This window comes from Geobacillus thermocatenulatus, assembly GCF_002217655.1.
Taxonomy (GTDB): domain Bacteria; phylum Bacillota; class Bacilli; order Bacillales; family Anoxybacillaceae; genus Geobacillus; species Geobacillus thermocatenulatus.
Genome location: NZ_NEWK01000001.1, coordinates 375,744 through 396,245, shown reverse-complemented (window position 1 = coordinate 396,245; position 20,502 = coordinate 375,744). Strand labels below are relative to the sequence as shown.

The 20,502-nt window shown below is 39.2% G+C and carries 20 protein-coding genes and 6 pseudogenes; 14 read left to right on the top strand and 12 right to left on the bottom strand.

Annotated elements, in window-relative coordinates:
• Positions 1 to 27: 27 nt before the first annotated feature.
• The gene (locus B9L19_RS02035) at positions 28 to 1,434 is read left to right on the top strand and encodes an SH3 domain-containing protein (protein WP_244182599.1); all 1,407 of its coding nucleotides are present in this window, start codon (positions 28 to 30) and stop codon (positions 1,432 to 1,434) included.
• A gap of 304 nt (positions 1,435 to 1,738) precedes the next feature.
• Here B9L19_RS02035 and B9L19_RS02030 read toward each other — a convergent pair whose 3' ends face one another.
• Both B9L19_RS02030 and B9L19_RS02025 read right to left on the bottom strand, forming a co-directional pair.
• The gene (locus B9L19_RS02030) at positions 1,739 to 3,463 is read right to left on the bottom strand and encodes a HAMP domain-containing sensor histidine kinase (protein WP_047752321.1); all 1,725 of its coding nucleotides are present in this window, start codon (positions 3,461 to 3,463) and stop codon (positions 1,739 to 1,741) included.
• On the bottom strand, positions 3,460 to 4,170 hold the full coding sequence (locus B9L19_RS02025; protein WP_047752322.1) for a response regulator transcription factor: 711 nt from the start codon (positions 4,168 to 4,170) through the stop codon (positions 3,460 to 3,462). Before B9L19_RS02025 ends, B9L19_RS02030 begins: the two co-directional genes overlap by 4 nt.
• A gap of 97 nt (positions 4,171 to 4,267) precedes the next feature.
• On the opposite strand from B9L19_RS02025, the gene B9L19_RS02020 reads away from it, so the two are divergent.
• The 11 genes and pseudogenes from B9L19_RS02020 (at position 4,268) to B9L19_RS01975 (ending at position 11,384) form a co-directional block, all read left to right on the top strand.
• Positions 4,268 to 4,951: an ABC transporter permease subunit gene (locus tag B9L19_RS02020; RefSeq protein ID WP_047752323.1), complete on the top strand. Its 684-nt coding sequence runs from the start codon at positions 4,268 to 4,270 to the stop codon at positions 4,949 to 4,951.
• Positions 4,951 to 5,869, top strand: a pseudogene (locus tag B9L19_RS02015) (ABC transporter ATP-binding protein). The gene B9L19_RS02020 and the pseudogene B9L19_RS02015 overlap by 1 nt, the downstream one beginning before the upstream one ends.
• Positions 5,870 to 6,173: 304 nt before the next feature.
• On the top strand, positions 6,174 to 6,362 hold the full coding sequence (locus B9L19_RS02010; RefSeq protein ID WP_047752324.1) for a hypothetical protein: 189 nt from the start codon (positions 6,174 to 6,176) through the stop codon (positions 6,360 to 6,362).
• A gap of 58 nt (positions 6,363 to 6,420) precedes the next feature.
• Complete coding sequence (locus B9L19_RS02005) at positions 6,421 to 6,645, top strand: helix-turn-helix domain-containing protein (RefSeq protein WP_241771925.1); 225 nt, start codon at positions 6,421 to 6,423, stop codon at positions 6,643 to 6,645.
• A gap of 67 nt (positions 6,646 to 6,712) precedes the next feature.
• Entirely contained in the window at positions 6,713 to 6,955 is a 243-nt protein-coding gene (locus B9L19_RS19740; RefSeq protein ID WP_128733399.1) for an IS3 family transposase, read from the top strand.
• A gap of 256 nt (positions 6,956 to 7,211) precedes the next feature.
• Positions 7,212 to 7,493 (top strand): IS3 family transposase, encoded by a 282-nt coding sequence (locus B9L19_RS19735; protein ID WP_128733400.1) that lies wholly within the window; start codon positions 7,212 to 7,214, stop codon positions 7,491 to 7,493.
• Between the two features lie 234 nt (positions 7,494 to 7,727).
• On the top strand, positions 7,728 to 7,940 hold the full coding sequence (locus B9L19_RS01995) for a hypothetical protein (RefSeq protein WP_047752326.1): 213 nt from the start codon (positions 7,728 to 7,730) through the stop codon (positions 7,938 to 7,940).
• Positions 7,941 to 8,107: 167 nt separating this feature from the next.
• The gene (locus tag B9L19_RS01990; RefSeq protein WP_089113827.1) at positions 8,108 to 8,773 is read left to right on the top strand and encodes an ATP-binding cassette domain-containing protein; all 666 of its coding nucleotides are present in this window, start codon (positions 8,108 to 8,110) and stop codon (positions 8,771 to 8,773) included.
• A gap of 12 nt (positions 8,774 to 8,785) precedes the next feature.
• On the top strand, positions 8,786 to 9,907 hold the full coding sequence (locus B9L19_RS01985; protein ID WP_089113826.1) for a hypothetical protein: 1,122 nt from the start codon (positions 8,786 to 8,788) through the stop codon (positions 9,905 to 9,907).
• Between the two features lie 459 nt (positions 9,908 to 10,366).
• Positions 10,367 to 10,687: a hypothetical protein gene (locus B9L19_RS01980; RefSeq protein ID WP_047753276.1), complete on the top strand. Its 321-nt coding sequence runs from the start codon at positions 10,367 to 10,369 to the stop codon at positions 10,685 to 10,687.
• A gap of 196 nt (positions 10,688 to 10,883) precedes the next feature.
• Positions 10,884 to 11,384 (top strand): VanZ family protein, encoded by a 501-nt coding sequence (locus B9L19_RS01975; RefSeq protein ID WP_025949150.1) that lies wholly within the window; start codon positions 10,884 to 10,886, stop codon positions 11,382 to 11,384.
• Positions 11,385 to 11,603: 219 nt separating this feature from the next.
• Here B9L19_RS01975 and B9L19_RS18520 read toward each other — a convergent pair.
• Positions 11,604 to 11,789, bottom strand: a pseudogene (locus tag B9L19_RS18520) (hypothetical protein); the annotation flags it as partial.
• A 1-nt stretch (position 11,790) separates the two neighbouring features.
• Positions 11,791 to 12,350, bottom strand: a pseudogene (locus tag B9L19_RS01970) (DUF6431 domain-containing protein); the annotation flags it as partial.
• Positions 12,351 to 12,774: 424 nt separating this feature from the next.
• On the opposite strand from B9L19_RS01970, the pseudogene B9L19_RS01965 reads away from it, so the two are divergent.
• Positions 12,775 to 13,056: pseudogene (locus B9L19_RS01965) on the top strand (IS4 family transposase); the annotation flags it as partial.
• An 18-nt stretch (positions 13,057 to 13,074) separates the two neighbouring features.
• Here the strand turns inward: B9L19_RS01965 and B9L19_RS01960 are convergent.
• The 4 genes from B9L19_RS01960 to B9L19_RS18515 form a co-directional block, all read right to left on the bottom strand.
• Positions 13,075 to 13,785, bottom strand: coding sequence for a hypothetical protein (locus B9L19_RS01960; RefSeq protein ID WP_141104710.1), 711 nt, complete (start codon positions 13,783 to 13,785; stop codon positions 13,075 to 13,077).
• 119 nt (positions 13,786 to 13,904) lie between these two features.
• The gene (locus B9L19_RS01955) at positions 13,905 to 14,702 is read right to left on the bottom strand and encodes a hypothetical protein (RefSeq protein WP_141104709.1); all 798 of its coding nucleotides are present in this window, start codon (positions 14,700 to 14,702) and stop codon (positions 13,905 to 13,907) included.
• Positions 14,703 to 15,216: 514 nt separating this feature from the next.
• On the bottom strand, positions 15,217 to 15,876 hold the full coding sequence (locus tag B9L19_RS01945) for an ABC transporter ATP-binding protein (RefSeq protein WP_025949022.1): 660 nt from the start codon (positions 15,874 to 15,876) through the stop codon (positions 15,217 to 15,219).
• Complete coding sequence (locus B9L19_RS18515; RefSeq protein ID WP_075261360.1) at positions 15,869 to 16,717, bottom strand: hypothetical protein; 849 nt, start codon at positions 16,715 to 16,717, stop codon at positions 15,869 to 15,871. Before B9L19_RS18515 ends, B9L19_RS01945 begins: the two co-directional genes overlap by 8 nt.
• Before the next feature lie 207 nt (positions 16,718 to 16,924).
• Here B9L19_RS18515 and B9L19_RS01935 point away from each other — a divergent pair.
• Positions 16,925 to 18,048: pseudogene (locus tag B9L19_RS01935) on the top strand (IS701 family transposase).
• Between the two features lie 147 nt (positions 18,049 to 18,195).
• Here the strand turns inward: B9L19_RS01935 and B9L19_RS01930 are convergent.
• The 4 genes and pseudogenes from B9L19_RS01930 to B9L19_RS01920 form a co-directional block, all read right to left on the bottom strand.
• Positions 18,196 to 18,600, bottom strand: coding sequence for a hypothetical protein (locus B9L19_RS01930; protein WP_141104708.1), 405 nt, complete (start codon positions 18,598 to 18,600; stop codon positions 18,196 to 18,198).
• A 261-nt stretch (positions 18,601 to 18,861) separates the two neighbouring features.
• Positions 18,862 to 19,011: pseudogene (locus B9L19_RS18510) on the bottom strand (IS5/IS1182 family transposase); the annotation flags it as partial.
• 143 nt (positions 19,012 to 19,154) lie between these two features.
• Entirely contained in the window at positions 19,155 to 19,388 is a 234-nt protein-coding gene (locus B9L19_RS01925) for a hypothetical protein (protein WP_025949139.1), read from the bottom strand.
• A gap of 178 nt (positions 19,389 to 19,566) precedes the next feature.
• Positions 19,567 to 20,268 (bottom strand): hypothetical protein, encoded by a 702-nt coding sequence (locus B9L19_RS01920; protein WP_141104707.1) that lies wholly within the window; start codon positions 20,266 to 20,268, stop codon positions 19,567 to 19,569.
• Positions 20,269 to 20,502 lie beyond the last annotated feature (234 nt).

The following is a 20,502-nucleotide window of genomic DNA, read 5'->3' as shown; positions in this document are numbered from 1 at the left end:
CTTGAGAAAAAAGGGGGGATCGAATCCTTGAAAAAAACACTTCTTTCCGTCTTGTTGGCGACTTGCCCGCTATGGCCATCAGCCGCCTTGGCCGCCAATGGAAGTCCTTCCTCATCCTCACCGACACTTATGATCGCTGAGCATAATGCTTTGCTGAGGAGAGGAGCGACGGATTCATATCGGGCCGTTGGTTCGATTCCCGCCGGCCAACAAGTAAAGGTCATCGACAAGTTCCAAAATGCTGCTGGCGAAACGTGGTATCGCATCGAATACAAGGGCATCATAGGCTGGGCGCGGGCAGACGACTTTTCTGAAGGACATGTCTCTGCCGCCTTCCCTAACGTAATGTTCGCCAAGCAAGACTCGTTGCTGAGAAGAGGGGCAACCGATTCATATCGGGCCGTTGGTTCGATTCCCGCCGGCCAACAAGTGAACGTCATAGACGAGTTTCAAAACGCCTATGGTGAAACGTGGTACCTCATCGAGTACGGTGGCGTCACCGGCTGGGCGCGTGCGGACCGCTTCTCCAACCAGCCGCCTTCCATGCTCGTCGGAAAGCGTGCGGTCATCGCCGCCAACGACATCGCGATACGCAAAGGGGCATCCCCTTCCTATCCGGTCGTGAAAACATTGTCAAACGGCGATGTGGTCTCCATCATGGCCGAGTTCACCAATTCGCTTGGAGAACGGTATGTGCGTGTGGAATGGGCGGGAGTCAAAGGATGGGTGAAAACAGAACAGATCTACATACCCAAACAGCTTCCGACACTTTTACCGACATTCATGAACGTTGTGCAGTCCTCCCCGGTTCGCCGCGGGGCGAGCATCCATTACCGCGCCGTCGCCACAGTGTCACGCGGTCAATCTGTCAAGGTGATCGATTTGTTCGTCACAAATGGTCAGGAACTTTGGTACCGCGTTGATCTCGGACATGTCCGGGGATGGATGTCGGAAAAAGTGTTGACGATGTCATCAACCATTTCGGTTCCAAGCGGTGTCTCAGATACGTCCAGCATCTCAGGCCAGCCGCTGACGGTCAGCGTGTCGGTCGCCAATGTGCGGCAAGCTCCATCTTTAAAAGCAAAAGTCGTCACCCAACTGAGAAAAGGAACCAAACTGAACAGCCTGTCAAGCGCCAAAGATGCGTCAGGGGCGCTTTGGTATAAAGTGTCCCTCAATGGAAAAACGCTCGGCTGGGTGCACGAGACGGTTGTCGCCAAATCCATCCCCAGCCAAGGACAGCAAAAACAGGTGACAACCGCGAACGCGGCGCTGTTTGCCGAACCTTCGTTGGGCGCCACCGTCATCGAGCGGATTGCGAAAAACCGAACGGTCACGGTTTTGAAGACGACAGAAGCATCTCCGTTGAGTCAGTCAAGACTTTGTGGAGAACATTTTTTCGGTTCACTACGGGTGTTGTCAATCACTAGTTAGCGAACCATTTTCAGGAATTGATATCGTAAGCGCTTTCGGACTCTCATCCCTCATCTTGAGATGGAAATCTTTGTCCGAAACAATTCACAAAAAATTTAGCACATTCCTTCAGAAAAGGGGAGAGGGCTTCCTGAAAGAATGTGCAAAAAAATGGGCGTTTTGTGCTGAAATAAAATGATAATTTACACCCAAGGGATAAATCAGAGCTTTTTCTATGTTCTTTAGTAAACACATGTGGAACATATATTTTTAAATAAAATTTTCTGTTGAGTAAAAATGCTCCTCATCAAGTGTTTTTAGTTTTTTATACATCATTTTTATGGTAGAATGCAACTCTTATGATGGTTCCGACATGTTTCTGACTTTCCACTAAAATTTCTCCACCGTGAGCTACTACTAGCTGATGAGCTATTGCCATTCCTAATCCGGATCCACTATCATTATCTTGAGTATTCCCGCCTCGATAATAACGATTAAAGAGGTTTTTCACTGTTTCTTCATCCATTCCTATTCCATTATCTTCTATAGAGATAATCGTACGTTGATGGTTCGATTCAACTTTGACTTTGATTTTTGTCCCAGGCTTATTATGTTTTACTGCATTAGTCAGTAGGTTATCTAATATTCTCATAAACCACTTTAGATCGATCTCAAGAAAGATGGTATCTTGAGCACTCTCAAAATAAATTTCTTTATCTTTAGCTTCGGTCGTTGTTGAAAAAGTAGAGAGGAATTCTTTGATTAAAGATACGATGTCCGTTTTTTCTTTATTAATAGGGAGAGCATTATTTTTCAGTCTGTATGTTAGATTTAGATCTTCAATTAACTCGCTCATATACACTGCTTTCTCTTTCATGATACGTCCCATTTCCATTATTTCTTCCGAAGACCATTGATATTGGTTAGACGCTAATAAAGCAGAAAAACCATATAAAGAACTCAATGGTGTCTTTAAGTCATGAGAAAGGCCAGTAATCCATTCCTCTCGAGTTTTCTCCATCCTTCGCTGATTTTCTTCATTTTGCTGCAAAGTCTTAGACAAAGTATATAAAGAATGGACAACCTCTTTAAATATTTTATAACGCTTATGTAAGCTCCCTTTCTTATTTAATATTGGTACCCTCCCTTTTTTGTCCTTTGGTTCCATGAAATTCCCTTTTGACATATTATTAATCCATTTCATCATATAAAGCAATGGTTTACCGAACTTCTTACCATACCAAATTGAAATAATAATAGCGAATACAATCAGTGTACCGAAGACAATAAGAAAGCTCTTCAAAAAAGAGGCACTAATGATACTATCGGTAATGTGGTCTGGACTGTAATAGGGATTGTAGGTGCCCACTAAAAAAATCCGGTCTTTTTCTTTGAAATAATAACTAGAAATGTCTACTTTAGAATTCCAAGGTCTTTTTTTCATTGACAGAATCTCTGTATAGGTAAACTTTAAGTTTGGAGGCGCATGGTAGCTGTATACCACATTTCCACTTGCGTCGTAGATTTGAATCCATGCATCATTTTTAACTAAGTACTCTTTAAAATCAGTATTGATATTAGGAAAGGAGTTTGATCGTAACAGTGTGTTTAAGATCTGTTTACTTTTTAATGGCTCTCCATAAATGATAGTAACTTCTGAAGAATTTTCTTTCTCTAAAATCCAATAATGGGTCCGAAAATTGTTTAAATCCATGGATAAAATGTCTGTAAAACTATAGCGTTTTGGCAATTCTTTTGGTGTATTATATTCTCCGATCACATAACCTTTCGAATCGACAACTTGTAGCCATCCCCCTTTTTTCTGAATAGATTCCTTTATACTCTTATTTATAACTGCTTTGCCATTTTTTATTGTGATTGCAAGATCTAAATACTCTTCACTCACCCTCGAAAAATCAGACTTCATTTCCGATTCCAAAATAAAATAAGATAAAAAAAAGAAAGAACCTAAAATGAATAGCAAAATAAAACATAACATGAGGATAAAATGTAATACAAAATGCAAGGTTAACCTTTTACTTAGGTTCATGGTTGCATTTTCTCCTCAGTAACCAATTTATAACCTATCCCCCTAACAGTTTTTAAGTATTGTGGATTGCTTGGATCCTTTTCAATTTTCTCTCTAATTTTTCTAATGTGAACCATGACAGTATTATCGTCAGTCAACTGATCATCCCCCCATACCTGGTAATAGAGCTGTTCTTTTGTAAAAACTTGGTTAGGATGTTTGCAAAAAAAAGCAAGGAGTCGGTAAACCTGGGCCGAACAAGGTACAGGTTTGTCTTCAACGATTAGCTCAGCTGATGTCAAATTAAGCTTAAAACGTCCAAAATCTAAAATTTCTGCTTGTTTTTCATTATTCTTAGAAAGATATCGTTGTAGTTGTGCCTTTATTCTAGCAACCACTTCAAGAGGGTTAAACGGCTTTGTGATGTAATCATCACATCCATGTGCAAATCCTGTTAATTTATCAAGATCTGATGATTTAGCTGAAATGAAAAATAAAGGGGCATCACATATTTTCCTAATAGCTTGACATATATCTAAACCCGACATATCCGGAAGCATAATATCCAAAATGATAAGGTCAAATTTTTTTTGCTCAAGTAGACGCAACGCATCCGTTCCATTTGTACAAGTATGCACAGATGTGAACCCTTCTTTGTTTAACACGAGCTTAAGCATATTAAGAATGGATTCTTCATCATCAACGATTAAAATTCTTGAATTTTCCATAATACTAACTCCTTTACAATTTAAGAAAATGTTAAGGTTCCGTTAATAAGGAAATAAACTACTCTTATTATACTAAAAATTGAAAGGAGTGATTGGTATGCGGACGATTTGTTTCCATGAGTTTAAGGGACTTTTTAAAAGTATTAAATCCATTATTATCGTTGCCATTATTTTTGGAGTTACTTATTGGACGGCAGATTTAATGACAACCATAACAGATCGGTTAGATGTCAACACGGGTAAGGATGGATATGCTACTGGTATCGCATCTATTGTATTTTTATTAGGGTTTCTTTTCATTTCAAGTTTATCACACGATGTCATCAACCGAGAAGTGAGTACACGAACAATGAGGTTTCTTGTAACCAAAACTTCTCGGGTTAAAATCATTATTGGTAAATATTTAGGGATTTGGCTGTTTTGGTTTTTTTGTATTTTTACATCCTTTGTTTTAATTGCATTCGTATCTAAAAACTTTTTATGGTGGGGCATCTTAGAATGTATGGGGTTTATTTCAGTAGCAATCGCCTATAACCTTGTTTTTTCCGTTATCTTTCCAAAACCAGCGATAACCATGTTTTTTGGTGTTGTTTTTGCCTTGGCTTTTCCAGTGTTAAGTTTTTTGGTAATCCATTCAAATAATGTTTTCATTAGTTGGTTTAAATTCTTTACTCCTTACTATTATGCTTTATTAGGTGATTTTTACATATTGGTAAATTTTGTTTATGCAATTGGGTTATTAATGCTTGGAATTGTGTTGTTTAACAGGAGGGATTTGTAATGAATGTGATAGAGGCTACAGGGATCACGAAGATTTATGGATCCAAAACAGTGGTAGATAATGTAGACTTAAAGGTAAAGAATGGGGAAATTTATGGTTTTTTTAGGAAGAAACGGTGCCGGTAAATCTACGTTTATCAATATAATTACTGGTATTATAAAACCTACCTCCGGAAGCTTTAAGTTGTTAGATGAACCAAGTTTAAAAAAAGTTAAGCACCGTATTGGAGTTTTACCTGACTATTCAACATTTTATGACTCATTAACTGCTATAGATCATTTAAAATATTACGCAAAAATAAGTGGATATAAGGTTTCAACAGAGCATTGTGAATACATTTTAAAACGAGTCGGCTTACTGGAACATGCCCATAAAAAGGCTGGAAAATTTTCATTTGGCATGAAGAAAAAATTGGGAATTGCTCAAGCTATTATACATAATCCGGATTTAATCTTTTTAGATGAGCCAACATCTGGTATTGATGCGGAATCTGGTTTGAATATTCAAAAATTAATTGTAAATCTACAAAAAGAAGGAAAAACAATTTTTATGACTTCTCATAATCTCCATGAAGTGGAAAAGATTTGTACAAGAATTGCCATCATGAAAAATGGTCGTATTTTGAATGAAGGAACATTAGAGGAATTAAGATCCCATTATATGTCTTCTATTCATGTGGATATTAAGCATTCGCCATTTCCACAAAAAGAATTAATTTTAAAGTTTCTAGAAACTGTTGGCCGTGACATCAAGACAACAGAAAATAGGACTTCTTTAGTCGTAGACTCAGAAGAAAAAATCCCCCTGATTATTCGGGCATTCACCAAACATAAAATTGACATATATCGAGTTAATGTACATGAACCTTCTTTAGAGGAAATCTTCTTAAACGATAATCTAGATGTAGTCGCTAAATAGCCCTAGTGCTTGCGTTCTTTTGGTGGAGAGTCGAGATAATTGAAAATGAGAAGCTTAAAATTCTAATTTGCATACTAATTGATTGAGAATTATGAGGTAATAAAAAAATATAATTGTCCCAATCATTAAAATTTCCTTCAAACATAGGTGGAAAAATCCAACGCCGCGGCCTGTTTTCTTAATTAATAAACTTAAAACTTCATACGATAGCTAGAGAAATATGTTTTTTAACCATAAGTTAGTAGCAACGATTTTAAAAATTAAGCTATTAGTGAGATATTAATAATGAGAATGGAGGATTCTAATGAAAGTCTTATTAGATATCGTGTTTTTGATAGGAGCGCTAGGTACAATTGGTAGGTATGTTGGAATTGAGTTTTTCAAGGAAAACTCGACATTGTTTCTAATTTTGTTTGTAGCAGGTGGATTTGGCAGGCTAGTCTTTTCAATGAAAGAGCAAAAGAATTCTGATGAAGTTAAAAGCCAAAAATGATATGATCCCCTTATAGTAGACAGAAAAAAGAAAGGTGGATTTATATTTGAAAGAGGGCATGGGCTATAAAACGGTGGCTAAAGAATTAGGGATTAATGAGTCCATGGTACGTCGATGGGTGAAACGCTATGAACAGGAAGGAATACAAGGTCTGGAGGAAAAACGGGGCAAAGCGAAAAGACCGAATAAAGGAAGACCGAGAACTCGACTAGAAGATCCTGAAACGAAAATCAAGCGTCTTGAGGCGGAAATAGAGATGCTAAAAAAGCTCTTAAAGATGTGAAAAGGGGGAATGGAAGCAGTACCAGCTCACAAGAAGTTCCGCGATCTTCAAGAAATGGCCGGGTGTTATGGTTCGATTCAACCATTATGTGAGGATAGCAGGCGTGTCTCGAAGCGGATATTACAAGTGGGTAAAACGACAGGAACGCCCTTCTCAGAAGCACTTGGAAGACGAGCAGCTACAAGAAGTGGAAGGAATCTATGGGTATCGGAGAGTCAAAGTCTGGATGAAACGGAAATACAAACTGGATATCAACCATAAACGAGTACAAAGGCTGATGAGGGAGATGGGAATCCAATCCGGGCAGTGATTCGGAAGAAACGGCCTTATTACGGAAAGAAAGAGCCTTATGTGATTTCGGGCAATCATCTAAACCGAGATTTCCGCGCGTCAAAGCCAAACGAGAAGTGGGTGACAGATATTACCTATTTAATTTTTCATGGGCAAAAGCTCTATTTGTCCGCCATTTATACAACAATGAAATCGTGGCCTACCATATCAGCCAAAGAAATGACATCAAACTGGTCATCGACACGCTAAAAAAGGCCATAAAAAACGGAATATAAATGGACTCCTCCTACATAGTGATCAGGGGTTCCAGTATACATCCCGTCCATACAACACAATATAAAGGCCAGTTGTCCAGGAAAGGAAACTGCTTGGACAATGCCTGCATGGAAAACTTCTTCAGCCATTTCAAGGCAGAGTGTTTCCATCTGTACTCTTTCCGCACGGCCGAAGAGGTGAAGGATGCTGTACACAAATATATTCGTTTTTATAACCATCAACATTTCCAAAAGAAATTAAATAACCTGAGTCCTTATGAATATAGGATTCAGGCTGCTTAAATGTGCTTTTTTATTCCTGTCTACTTGATAGGGGTCACTTCAATATAGCAGTGAGTCCTTTTTTACACTGTCTACACAAGAAGGATAATATCAAAATAAGGGAACTTCTCTTTTTTTTTGTTTTGCGTTTTTCCGCAATATAACTCTAATTCTATTGTTTGCCAAAAATATACTTGTTAATATCAAAGTAGTAAGATAAAGCAATGGGATATAAAACAAGGGAGGTAATAAAAAATGTTGAATCTTATCTACAAAATTGCAAACGCGATTATAAAATATGGTGGTAAAGCAATCCAAGCAATTAAAAATGTACTTGGGTCTCTTTATGATTCATTCATTGCTGCCTATAAGAAAGGATTTGCTGCATTAGTTGAGTGGTTCTTAGACCATTCTTGGATTGTCCAAGCCATTTACGAAGCACTTAAAGCAGCAGGTTTAATTGACTAATTTTAGGTCTGCTAACCTAATGAATTTTATTTCATCATCCTATCTTATAAACTTAAGCTAATTCTAAACACATCCCATTGCTTTATCTTTCCTTTTTACGTTGCTATAAGATTTATTACCTCTCTATAGAATTAGTTTAACATAAAATTAGAGGATGGGTAAATATTATGAATAATGTAGTACCTATTTATATTAACAGTTTATCCAAAAGTTTTGGAAATAAGCTTGTTTTAAATAATCTAAACCTAATAGTTGAAAAACCATCTATTATTTCCATTGTAGGAAATAATGGGGCTGGTAAAAGTGTCTTTCTACATTGTATGTTAAATTTCATGAAATATGACAGCGGAGAAATACGAATTCTAAATCAAAATATTGATGATAGAATTTTTTTAAGAAAAAATACAGCTTTTGTATCTTCAGATCATCAAGATTATTTAGAAAAATTAACTGTAGAGGAGTACTTTGAACTACTTATCGATATATATCAATTACCTGCTAATCAAACAATTAATATTTATCATCAGCTGTCAGAAGAATTGAATATAACAAAAGAGTTAGGCACTAACTTCTCGGAATTATCATTTGGAACAAAAAAAAAGGTACAGTTAATTGGAGCCATTCTTTATGACCCAAAATTATTAGTTTGTGACGAGATATTTGAAGGTTTGGACTATCAAGCTACAGAATGGGTTAAAAATTTATTTAAAAAGAGAAAGGCTGAAAATAAAACCACTCTTTTTACTAGTCATATTTTACAACATACAACAGAGGTTGCTGATCGTCTTTATCGTTTAGAAGGCGGTCGTTTAATAGAAGAGTACATAAATTAAAAAGGGATGCGGATGCTTGCTATGAGATATAAAGCTTACCGTAAACTATACCGAATTTCTGTAGAAGAAAAAAAAGGGGATAGTTCTCAAAAAGTAATTATTCAAAACATTTTGATTGTGCTATTTTGGTCACTCATCTTTTTTGTATGTTTTGTTACTTTTCAAATGGATCCCAATAAGTTTTCCTTCTATTATTGTTTGTTGTACTTAATACTTGAATTACTACTTTTATTTAGTGTTATTCATTTGTATGAGAGTTCTCAATTCATAATTAACTTTCTGAGAAATGTCCCAATAACTGAAAATAAGATTTTCTATTTTCATTATATTGCATCTGGATGGTCTCTTAATTATGTGACTGAACTTATTACGATTGTAGTCTATCTAGCTTTATTTAAGGCTAAATGGATAAATATCGTCCTTTTACTGATAGGTATAGCAACCATTAAGCTTTTAAGAACTTATTTAGAATTCTTGCTGGTTTTATTAAAAAATCATCAAAAACGATTTCCTATTTGGACAATTGCTTTTTTCTTCTTAACACTATGTTTGTATACCATTGTTCCAAAAGGTTATTTTAGTAATTTTCAATGGACTTTTTCTTTTTTTATTTTCATTTTAAGCGTGGCTTCTTTTTTTGCAATTGTGACTTACAGAATAATCATAAAAGCATTACTTAAAGGAAACTTCAGTTTAGAGAATTTTGTATGGTTCAACAAATTCACTAATTCTTTAAGTGAGTTTGCAACAACTATTTTCCGATTCAATCGAGTTTTTCAAAAACTTGTTAAAGTACAGTTAATTCGTATGATTAGAAGCCCAGAGTATGTTCAGAAGTTGCTGACAATTGGAATAATGTACTTTATTTTTTCTCTAGTTAGTGATTTGGTTATAGATAAGGCAATGGGTGAAAGTCCAAATGAATCCTTATCTAATCTACTTTATACCGCTTTTCTAATATCATTTTTAAGTTTTTCTAATATCACATTAGATCTCACATTTCGCACCCTCCCGACGAAAATCGGGAGGATTTTTTCATCCCGATGTCGAATAGGTCCTTGGTACACAAGGAAAGCAAAGGAGTTTCCACACCATGGACGTTCGAATTCATGCTATTTATTTCGTTTGGTGTAGTAAGTAGCCCACGAGAGCAAGCCCAGCACTTGGAGTAATCGCTTCATCTGTCAACACAAACCGAATCGGGAAATCTTTCATGACATTCACCTACTTGATGAAAAGTCGTTAACATCGTTTTCCCTTATCGTATCCATGGTTTGCGACTATTGTAAAGATGTTTTGTCACGGATTCAGGTGGTGGTCGACAACATACGTGGTGAACCGAGAAGAGTTCTCCACAAACTCTTGACTGACCGACCAAACATTTCATTCTTGACAAAAAAAGGTTACTATACGCTATTATAAATTTTTGCACAAAAAGGAGGTATTCCGCAATGAATTTTGCGGAAAATACGGATGTTTTTTTCTTTTATTTTTGGTACAGTAAGGGTGAAGCCGGCCGGCTAATTCCTGTGTTCTCAATCATTGGTGATGTATTTTGGATCAAAGCATGAAGTATAAAAAGGAGGTTTTATGATGTTTAGAAAAATATTGGCTTTCAGTTTTTTAGCTGTTGTTTTATTCTCCTCGGTATTGACAGCTTTTGCAGCAAGCGGTACGTACGAATCGACGTACAGTTTGACCGGAGGGCTTAACAGCCGCACGTTTGATGCAAGTGCGACGCCAAAGTTTGTTGTGACAACATATCCATCAAAAGGATTAAAAGGAACAACCATGACTTTATATCTAAAGAAACAAGGATTCTTTGGAGATTCTGATATTGATAGCGGTACGGTTTCATCAACAGAAGTGGATAGCGTCACCCTTTATAAATCGGGTTCAGGTTCCGGTAAATAGATTCAGAAACTTCACCGGGATCTTATTTGAGGGAAAAGTAAAAATTGATTACAGTTGGTAAATTCATGAACCGGGATTGGTGACATGCATGAAAACGATTGGATTCTCATTTGACTTACATCCACCGCTATTTATGATCGTTTTTGTCATATTATGTGGTATCACTTGCTTCATTTTGAAAAAAAGGAAAGCGAATATGACCGTTAAACAACTCTTTTTTGTCGCAACTACGATATTTTATTCTTTGTCTGTTGTCAAACTGACCTTACTCCCGATAACGATCAGCTTTGATAAAACAAGCTATCCGGACATGCCTTGGAAATACTATTATCAGTTGATCCCGTTTCAAACCATTATCTCTGCGTGGAAGCAAGGCAACCTTTTGCAAGTCGTGGGGAATATTGTTCTCCTTCTCCCGTTGCCGATTTTAATAGGACTATTGAAAAAACGCAGCACAGGCTTTTTTCGAACTTTGACTGTCGTCATTTCCGTCAGTTTGGGCATTGAATTGACCCAATTACTCATTAATTGTTTAACTGGAATTCCAAACAAAGTAGCGGACGTAGACGATTTTATATTAAATTCCATTGGTGGTTTGGTTGGATGGGCAACCATAAAACTATATTTTGTTTTGATAAGGGAGAAGAAGGATCAATCTTTTCACCTTCCCAATTCAGCGGACAACTCGACTAACTAACTGTAGTTGAGTAAATTTACTAACATAAATTTACAACCAAACAAAAACCTGAATCCGTGATAAAGACGCGTTCAAAGCTGCCAAGAAAACTGGATCAATCAACAAAATATTGCACTCGGGGTTCTTCACCTAATAGGTGAACATTCGAAATGGAGTCGAAGTCTCGACACGATTGGGTTTCCCAGCATTTTTGATGCACTTCTGTCACGGATTCAGGTTTTACAATATTATGTATTTTTGTTTATTGCAAAATATATAGAAGGCCGGTGAATTAATGAGGCATAGACTTCCCACATGTCGAATTTTGGAGGCCATTCTCCCCGCCATTTGGCGCCAAAGGATGGGAAGACGAGCAGGACTTCCTGCTCCCAATTCCGGTTTTGCGCACGCCAAAGAGCCGGTCCCAGGAAGCAATTTGATCCGCAAACGGATGCCACCTCTCGTTTGTCCACAGGTCTTGGATGATCGAGCCCACCCCCCGTCCCTCCAAGGTCTGCATCCACCAAACCGCCCGTTCTGTTCTTGCGTTCCCTACAGGGCCGATGATCCCCCACCTTCTCGCTGCCGCGTGATGCAAGCGGGAAAGATTCCGTAAAAATCGTCGGACATAAAGCAAGATGACCTCCTTGGTGGGAAAACCAACCTGTTTGGTCTTCGCTCCTCTCCTTGGCGTTTCGAGCCACGTTTTGACCGCTTTCCAGATGACCGATCGTGTATATTGAACATACGGGAGGAGGAAAGAAGGCAGCACACTCACGGTTTTGCGGCATTCTCGCGAGCGTATCGTGCAATCCAAAGGTGATACTCCCCCTCTGCCGTCAACGCATAGCGTTGGTAGTATCCGTGACGATGCAAGGGGCGGCGGGATGGACAGTGCGGGCATTGGTTCACGTCGGGAAAATCGTTCCCTTTCCCACGATCCGTATACGTTTGAATGTCAATGCCAAAGTCGTGAAACTGGATCACACTTCCTCCCCCCTCTCCTTGAAACGAATGGAAATCTTCATCCGAAACAATTCACAAAAAATTTAGCACATTCCTTCAGAAAAGGGGAGAGGGCTTTCTGAAAGAATGTGCAAAAAAACGGGAGTTTTGTGCTGAAATAAAATGATAATTTACATCCTGACTGATGAACCTATTTCATCCAGCTAACATGTTTCTGGGATTGACCTGAATCCGTGATAAAGACGCGTTCAAAGCTGCCAAGAAAACTTGATCAATCAACAAAATATTGCACTCGGGGTTCTTCACCTAATAGGTGAACATTCGAAATGGAGTCGAAGTCTCGACACGATTGGGTTTCCCAGCATTTTTGATGCACTTCTGTCACGGATTCAGGATTGAGTGAAAATCACAGAAAATGGTAAAGACCCTTATTTTGCACTAAACAATCTTTTTCCGTTGGGTGAAGCAATATCGGAATGTCCCGACCTTGTTTGGCACGACGGAAAATGCGGTATACAATCAACTGTTTGCGGCGTTCATTGCGTATGTGTTGTTGCGATGGCTTTACGATCCAACCCAAAAACGGACGAACGTCTCTCTTTCCTTCATTTCGTTTGTTCGCCGTTTTTTCTCTGGGCCGCTTCCTCTCGATTGGAAATCCGGGATGGCCGCTGCTTTGTTTGAGTATGCCCAAATTGATGGAAGGCGTATGTCTAATTTTGGATAATCAACACTCGTGTTAAAATTATAAATCTTTGCAGCGAAAAATTACATAACCGACAATACTGAGCAGAAACCAAGCACAACTACTGTAAACTAGATGCATAAAAGAGTTCGAATCTATTATGTTATCTGATAAACCATTCAGTTTTGCCCCTAACAAGGGGCGCAAAAATGGTATAAATTGCTCATCGTTTGCACCTATGAAAGTCAATATACAGCCAGCAACTAAGGTGACTATAGTGGCGATCCCTGAATGGGAAAAAAACATAGAGAAGATGACAAGGATCGTTATATACCACCATATCGTTGTTAAAAGATTAAAAGAGCTCCAAATGATAACCGTTTGAAAAGGCTGTGTCTTTTGGTTTAAAATCAATGCCCTAGGAATCTTCCAATGATCTGATGAAACGACCATCCCGCTCAGAAGTATACTAATTACTAATACAAAGGCCACAAACAATACACCCAACACATACCAAGCTATTAATCTGCCCCACCAGTAATCCCATCGTGTTGGAATTCTGGATAACAGAATTTTCACCCGTTGCAACTGGAAAAAGGAAAATGGTTCACCCATACCTAGAACGAAAATTGTGGGTAAAACTAACCATCCTATGATTTGAAAAATAGGTGGATGAAGCGAGGGCCCTTCCAAAACCGCTACAATCAATTGCCAAGAATTTAAAGAAGATTTGTTGACCCCGAATCCATAAAGAAAATTGATTTCTGACACGAGCACATAGACGCCTATAAGCAAAAAAAATAGTAACGATCTCTTTCGCCTAACAAACGTGCAAAGTTCTGCACCAACTAGCCTCAAACCAACTATATGTTCTCGAGTCTTGCCCATAGTTAAAACTCCCTTTTCAATACGAGCAAATGTCCAATAGCACCAATTATGATGATAAGAAGGAATCCCCCAACAATCGAAAAAATACAAGAAAAGTAAGCAGGAGCTTTGGAAGAGAAACCGTAATGAGTTAACAAAACTAAATGCAGTGTAGGTGCCCAAGCAGAAGCTTGTGGGATCTTGACCCAAATTCCATAGGATATGATACTGGTTGCAGCCCCAATCATCCATGCAATTCCAGCATGATGAAAAACAAATGCCAACAATACAACACAAACACTAAGAGCGTATAGCCCAATGGTGATTAATCCCCATATTTTAAGCATGATAATTGGTGGAGGAACAAGCAACTGATGAACGGTAAGACCGCCTTGATATGACCAATGCGACAAAAAGACAAATTTGCTCCAATGCGATTCAAACCGAACCAAGAATAAGCTTGCAAATAACGCCACCAGCCATAAGATGTTCGTATAAATGAACGTTGTCACACAAAGTGCTCCAATCTTGCTCCACCACCATTGGGCTCTTGACATTCCTCGATTCCAAATCATATATCCCCAGCCGTCCAAATCACGAGTGGCTGTATCAGCAATCATAGTAAAATAGACAGCAGGCAGAAGCACAGCAACTTTGAAAGGATCATTAAACATTTCTAATAGGATGTCCCACTCATTTGCATCATGCAACCGCCCCCCGCTATAATACACAATATCGGAAACAGAAATCCCCAAAATTGCCAGGGCAAATAAAGGAACAACACACCAACGAGCGTTTCTTACAATCGCCAATGAATTCATCCAAACCATTCGCCAATACAATGTGGAAACCCCTCTCACATCACGAATCAACGTGCAAATTCGTTTTCATCAACTAACCCTCTTCGCTGACGCTTGAAGTGGGGGCTTGCCACTCCCCAGAAGTGCAAACGAACGTCGTCCTCCTTCCTTGACTTGGGGTAGCATCAAGGGGCAGGTTGACCGTTGCCCAACGTCGCTGGGTCATGCCTGATCGTTCCCGATTCTCGGTGTGTCTGTTGGCAGCGCTTGTCTTCCACACACAGCAGACAGACCTACGCTCGATGTTTGACGGTTGCAACGTTTGCTGCAACCCACTCCATCCATCGAGCAGCCGTGATTGGAGTGCCTTTATTAAACGGTTTTCTCCACGTCTTTATTCGATCATACACAAAAGAAAGGGGAACGCGCATTCCCCCCACTTTCTTCTTTTGGTCATTGAAGTGGGAGTCTTCTGCGCGAAATAGGATGAAAAAACGCCTCGAATGAGGCGTCAGTTTAATCTCCACCATCATTCCTAAATCTCATAGTTAGTTAAGATGCCATTCTTCATGAGAAGTATTCGATCTGCAAGCCCCTTAACTTCATGTAAATCATGGGACGTCATAACAATGGCAAATTGATTATTCCGAAGATCAGAAAGCATCTTCAAAAAGTCATCAGTAAATTCTGGGTCCAATGCGTTTGTAGGTTCATCTAGTAAAAGGATTTTTTGCCGTTCCATTATGGCCTGGGCAATGCCGAGACGTTGTCTCATGCCCAATGAGTAGGCTTTTACGGGACGTCGATCGGTTGGTTCAAGCCCAACCTTGCGCATTGTTTCGGCAATCTCTTCATCTGTAATCCGCCGACGCAGCATTGCAAGCAGCCTTAAGTTGTCCATTCCCGAAAGATAAGGAAGAAAACCAGGTGTTTCAATTAATAAGCCAATGTCGGCAAGGGGACCTAATAATCCTGGTTGTAGTGGTTTCCCACCAATCGTAATCTTTCCCTTGTCTGGATAAACCAAGCCAGCCAAGATGCGGAATAATAACGATTTTCCGGAACCATTCGCCCCAACAATCGCTACAATCTCTCCATAAGAAACGCTAAGGTTAATGCCTTTTAAAACCAGGGTTCCTCTAAGTGTCTTTTCTATGCCACTTGCTTCAATTGCGTAATCAGAAAAACTAGTCAAGAACTTCTCCTCCTTTTCGAAGGAAAATTATATAAGATAAGGTGTTTATTAGTAGGATCACCACCATCCAAAAAATAGGGATCGATAATGCTGAAGGCCCTGTCCCAGGACCACTTTCCATGAACGGACCTGACAACACTAAAGGAGAATAGTGAGGCAACCCGACCAACGGAATCATCATAATAAAAGAAACGATAATGTAAATCAACCAAGGAATGCCCATAACAAGATAAATATTGGTAGTAAATAGAGATGCCAATAGTGCAATATTTGTCCATACCACGGCGGATAAAACCACAATTCCAGTTACCAAAAGTATATAAGTGAAAGGATGTTCAAAGAAAAAATTGTGCATAAACGTTGGAAATAAGAAAATTTCGCTCTTTGGCACTCCTGGCACTGAAAAAGTGGCCGTTCCATTCACAAACCTCCACGGCGGAAGCTTTAAAGGAAACAAAATTGATGCGATCACAAAAGATAAGATAAGACCTATCGATACAAACAGGATTGTAAACATACTAGAGGATAAAATTTTGCCAAGTATGTACTGTTTTCTCGATAACCGTATCAACATGAAGCGAATTGCTCCCGTCCTTCGATCCCAGGCCAAGCTATCACCAGCTACTAAGCAGGATATCAATGGCAACACGACAATCCAAAAAGCTCCACTACCTGTGCCCAATGCTGAAATGTATGACATATACGCACTGTACTGTCCAGAGAAATAAGGAGGTTTCGTGTAATAGCTGTAAAATCCTTGGAGCATAAAGCCCACTAGCGCAATCATTCCTATAGCCAGCTGCCAACGACGTAGCAATCGATAGAATTCTGTTCGAAACATGCGAACCATCACCCACTTTCACTATTGAGATATCTAGAAAGCTGGTGATTACTAGAGAACAACATCTTCCTAGAATCGCTTCTCAACTGTAGATGAGTAAATTCACTAACATAAATTGACAACCAAACAAAAAAGGGGACATGAACCCGATTCCTTAGTTAGAATAGATGTGCCAACAAACCATTCACACAAGGAGGTTCATGTCTCATGAATAGATTAGCACATCATCAAGGAATCCACCAGTTTTTCACGATGTTAGGGTTGGCCCTTTATTTCTCGAAACCTGTTATGAAGCATCTCGTTCATCTCGTGGATGCGATGATCACGGAGGGTTTTTCGGGAACATTGACCGACCTTCATCATGAGAACTTTCATCCGAACCATCGCACGACACTCAGCCATTTTTTCACGAAAAGTCCGTGGGAGGAAGAAACATTGCTTCGCAAACTCCAGCAGTGGATCCTTCGTCGTGTCGAACGCATCGCCAAACAGGAGAATCAACCCTTGTTTGTTTCGATCGATGATACGATTGGCCAAAAAACGAAACCTTCGTCACGGGCAACACACGCGATTCAGGGATGTGATTGGCACTACTCTCACACAGAGAAAAAAAAACGATTTGGGGCCATTCTCTTGTTTGGCTCATGGTTCATACTGCAACCTAGGCGTTCCCCTTTATCTTCCGCCTCTACGACAAGACGGCGGGAAAAAGCAAAGGGGAATTCGCGATCGAGATGCTCTCTTCGCTGAATGTACGCCGTCCCGTTTATGGGCTGATGGATTCGTGGCATCCATCGAAAGCGCTCGTGAAAGCTTGTCTGAAAAAAGGATTCCACGTGATTGCGATGCTCAAGACGAACCGGATTCTCGATCCGAACGGCGCCGCCGTCCAAGCGAAGCAGTTGGCCCGCTCCATCGAACCGAATGACACTCGCCTCGTCACAGTGGGAGAAGAGCGCTATCGTGTCTATCGTTACGAAGGCGCGCTCAACGGTCTCGACCATGCGGTGGTGCTGCTCGCTTGGAAAGCCCATCAGCCGATGAAATCGGAACATCTTCACTGCGTCTTGAGCACCGACTGGGAGCTAAGCGATGAAGACATCTTGCGCTGCTATGCCCAACGCTGGTCGATCGAATGCTTTTTTCGACAAGCGAAAGACCAGCTGAAGCTCGATGGATACCGCGTTCGCGGGCGTCGGGCGGTGAAACAGTATTGGATTTTGGTACAACTGGCGTATGTGTATAGCATGCTCGAGTCGAACAGCGATTTTTCCGACGGGCTCGATCTCCTGCGCAAGAGAAAAGGACATAGCCTTGTGGAGTTCATTTAAAAAACAGCTCCACGTGGCATAAGGGATACCCTGTTTGTCTCTTTTTTAGTGGTAATTATTGTAATGAAAATTACTCAACTACAGTTCTCAAGTAAAGATCAAACATGCCACACTTCTCCGCAACGGACCCCAATCCGAACTAGAGGATTAAGATCCCCAAAACCCTCTTACTTCGACATTCACTGGAACCCAGATATGTGTATCCATCGACAATTCAACTTTAGAACCTTTAGTTGCGCTGGTATTATAATAATAAGTTTTACCGGAATAAAGATCATAAGAGGATGAAATTGCATTGCCATTTCCATCAGAGATCCATCCACTAATGTCTCCGTCATAACCTCCACCAATAGATGATACAGTATTATACTGTTTAGAACCTGATGCAGGTTTTGGTGCACTATACCAATTTGGAATTCCAAAGCTAGGAACAATGGCATCATATGAATACGGACCATTATAGGCAAAAACTGCTACTGCAAACATTAACGCACCAAACCCAATTACACACATTCCAATGATTTTTGACATCCTTTTCGTAATAATAGACATACTCATCCCCCTAAATCAAAGTAAACATCCTCTACCCCAATTATAAGTCTTGACTCTTAAAAAAAAAGAAAAATCGTTTGACAATTTTATCTTTATTTTAGACATTTTTCGACATATTTTTTCAATAAAGAGACGCTGTTGTAAAATTTCATTACAAAGAACCTTGACCAAAATAAAACGCAGAAACACCGTAATGCAGTACTCCTTTATGTGCTCTTTCACCATAGCTACTGCGGTCCGCAGCCCGCCAAGATGTCCATTCTAGAAGGCCGGTGAATTAATGGGGCATAGACTTCCCACATGTCGAATTTTGGAGGCCATTCTCCCCGCCATTTGGCGCCAAAGGATGGGAAGACGAGCAGGACTTCCTGCTCCCAATTCCGGTTTTGCGCACGCCAAAGAGCCGGTCCCCCTAAAGGGGGAAAGCTATCGATTACGGGAAAAGAGGCTCCAACAAGAAAAACAGAAGGATCAGTGAAAGGTCCTTCTGGGGAATTTTAAACCGGCGATTTTGGGGAAAAAATAATCGGCCTTGACAATCATCAACAACCGTGCTAATTTTTAGTTTTTCTTTTTTTATATAAAGCCAGACTAATTGTAGAGGCAATCACTCCGCTGCTAAAACTCACTCTAAGTACATTTATAATATATTCAGTTATTTCTTTATACCCCGTTGTTGTCACCCCTCCTGACATATATGTTACTGTTTTATAGGGGACAAATATCAATGCTAAAGTGATTCCTATGACAAAACCGTACATAAATCCTTTTTCAATAAAATTATTCAAAACTCATTTCTCCTCTCTATGTGTTTGCATTTACAATTCAAAGTTTTGAACTATAGTGTTTTTGTAATAAAAGAAAGTCTGTAGCGCATTCTCAATCGTAAAAAACTGTTGCTCTCTTTATCTAAAGCTAATTCGTTCAATCACTAACTGTAGATGAGCAAAATCACTAAAGCGTAATTTATTTGATATCTCTAGACCAGTTTACAATTGGATCCTGTAAACTAGGTTCTCCATAAGTACCAGTGTAGGTTTCTGATACATTGCCCGTTATGCGATTTATTTTTCGAACAATATAATTTCCTCTATCATGAAATCTAGTTGAATAATATTGTCTACTTGTGTACCCTTTTGAAGGACCTAAAAAAGTTCTACCTTTCTCATAAGTATAAGTGACTGACGCATTTAGGGATGCATTTAGCTCTGCAAGTCCTTCGTCCGGCAGTTTAGTCGCCCCACTAATAGTAGCAGAATTAGTAACAGTTATTGAAGATTTTAAAGTTGCTGTTTTACCATAAGCAACACTTATAATCAATTGTGCAGCTAGCGGAGACCTATCAGTATATTTCTTTGTCACCTCGTATCGATAAAGCAAACTTTCCGGCTGAGCAGCATTAAGAGAGAATGAGAATCGATTTTTTTTAGAATTTAGAAATCCCACATCGTTTGGGATTGTTATACAAAAAGACGGTTCAATAATATCATGAATAGTTACATTGTCACTAATGTCCACTTGCTCAGCTATATCTTTGATCAAATTATCACTAAGTCTATCTTTAAAATCTGGCCTATCTACGTTTATAATAATCCGTTCACCATCAGATTTTTCTACAATAACTTTTTGGTTGCTTTTTTCTACAATATCAATTTTATCTTCTTCCAAACCCTTAGCATATACTCCAGTTGCAAATAAAAGCATTAACCCTAAAGTAAGGCTGGTAATGGATTTTTTTTACACTATTAACATCTCCCTATATTTGTATTAAGCCAGCCGGCTTCACCACTTGATTGTATCAGAATAAGAGAGGAAAAACATCCGTATTTTCCGCAAATTTAATTGTGGAAAATACCTATTTTTCCCAAAAAAGGTTACATAAATTGTAATATAGTGTAAAAT

What these genes read in the sequence shown, in the direction of transcription:
- B9L19_RS01955 (WP_141104709.1), bottom strand. Translation starts at nt 14,702, where the DNA reads ATGAATTCATTGGCGATTGTAAGAAACGCTCGTTGGTGTGTTGTTCCT.
- B9L19_RS01985 (WP_089113826.1), top strand. Translation starts at nt 8,786, where the DNA reads ATGCTTGCTATGAGATATAAAGCTTACCGTAAACTATACCGAATTTCT.
- B9L19_RS01930 (WP_141104708.1), bottom strand. Translation starts at nt 18,600, where the DNA reads ATGTCTATTATTACGAAAAGGATGTCAAAAATCATTGGAATGTGTGTA.
- B9L19_RS01995 (WP_047752326.1), top strand. Translation starts at nt 7,728, where the DNA reads ATGTTGAATCTTATCTACAAAATTGCAAACGCGATTATAAAATATGGT.
- B9L19_RS01975 (WP_025949150.1), top strand. Translation starts at nt 10,884, where the DNA reads ATGACCGTTAAACAACTCTTTTTTGTCGCAACTACGATATTTTATTCT.
- B9L19_RS02030 (WP_047752321.1), bottom strand. Translation starts at nt 3,463, where the DNA reads ATGAACCTAAGTAAAAGGTTAACCTTGCATTTTGTATTACATTTTATC.
- B9L19_RS02005 (WP_241771925.1), top strand. Translation starts at nt 6,421, where the DNA reads ATGGGCTATAAAACGGTGGCTAAAGAATTAGGGATTAATGAGTCCATG.
- B9L19_RS01990 (WP_089113827.1), top strand. Translation starts at nt 8,108, where the DNA reads ATGAATAATGTAGTACCTATTTATATTAACAGTTTATCCAAAAGTTTT.
- B9L19_RS18515 (WP_075261360.1), bottom strand. Translation starts at nt 16,717, where the DNA reads ATGTTTCGAACAGAATTCTATCGATTGCTACGTCGTTGGCAGCTGGCT.
- B9L19_RS19740 (WP_128733399.1), top strand. Translation starts at nt 6,713, where the DNA reads ATGGTTCGATTCAACCATTATGTGAGGATAGCAGGCGTGTCTCGAAGC.
- B9L19_RS01980 (WP_047753276.1), top strand. Translation starts at nt 10,367, where the DNA reads ATGTTTAGAAAAATATTGGCTTTCAGTTTTTTAGCTGTTGTTTTATTC.
- B9L19_RS02025 (WP_047752322.1), bottom strand. Translation starts at nt 4,170, where the DNA reads ATGGAAAATTCAAGAATTTTAATCGTTGATGATGAAGAATCCATTCTT.
- B9L19_RS02010 (WP_047752324.1), top strand. Translation starts at nt 6,174, where the DNA reads ATGAAAGTCTTATTAGATATCGTGTTTTTGATAGGAGCGCTAGGTACA.
- B9L19_RS02020 (WP_047752323.1), top strand. Translation starts at nt 4,268, where the DNA reads ATGCGGACGATTTGTTTCCATGAGTTTAAGGGACTTTTTAAAAGTATT.
- B9L19_RS19735 (WP_128733400.1), top strand. Translation starts at nt 7,212, where the DNA reads ATGGACTCCTCCTACATAGTGATCAGGGGTTCCAGTATACATCCCGTC.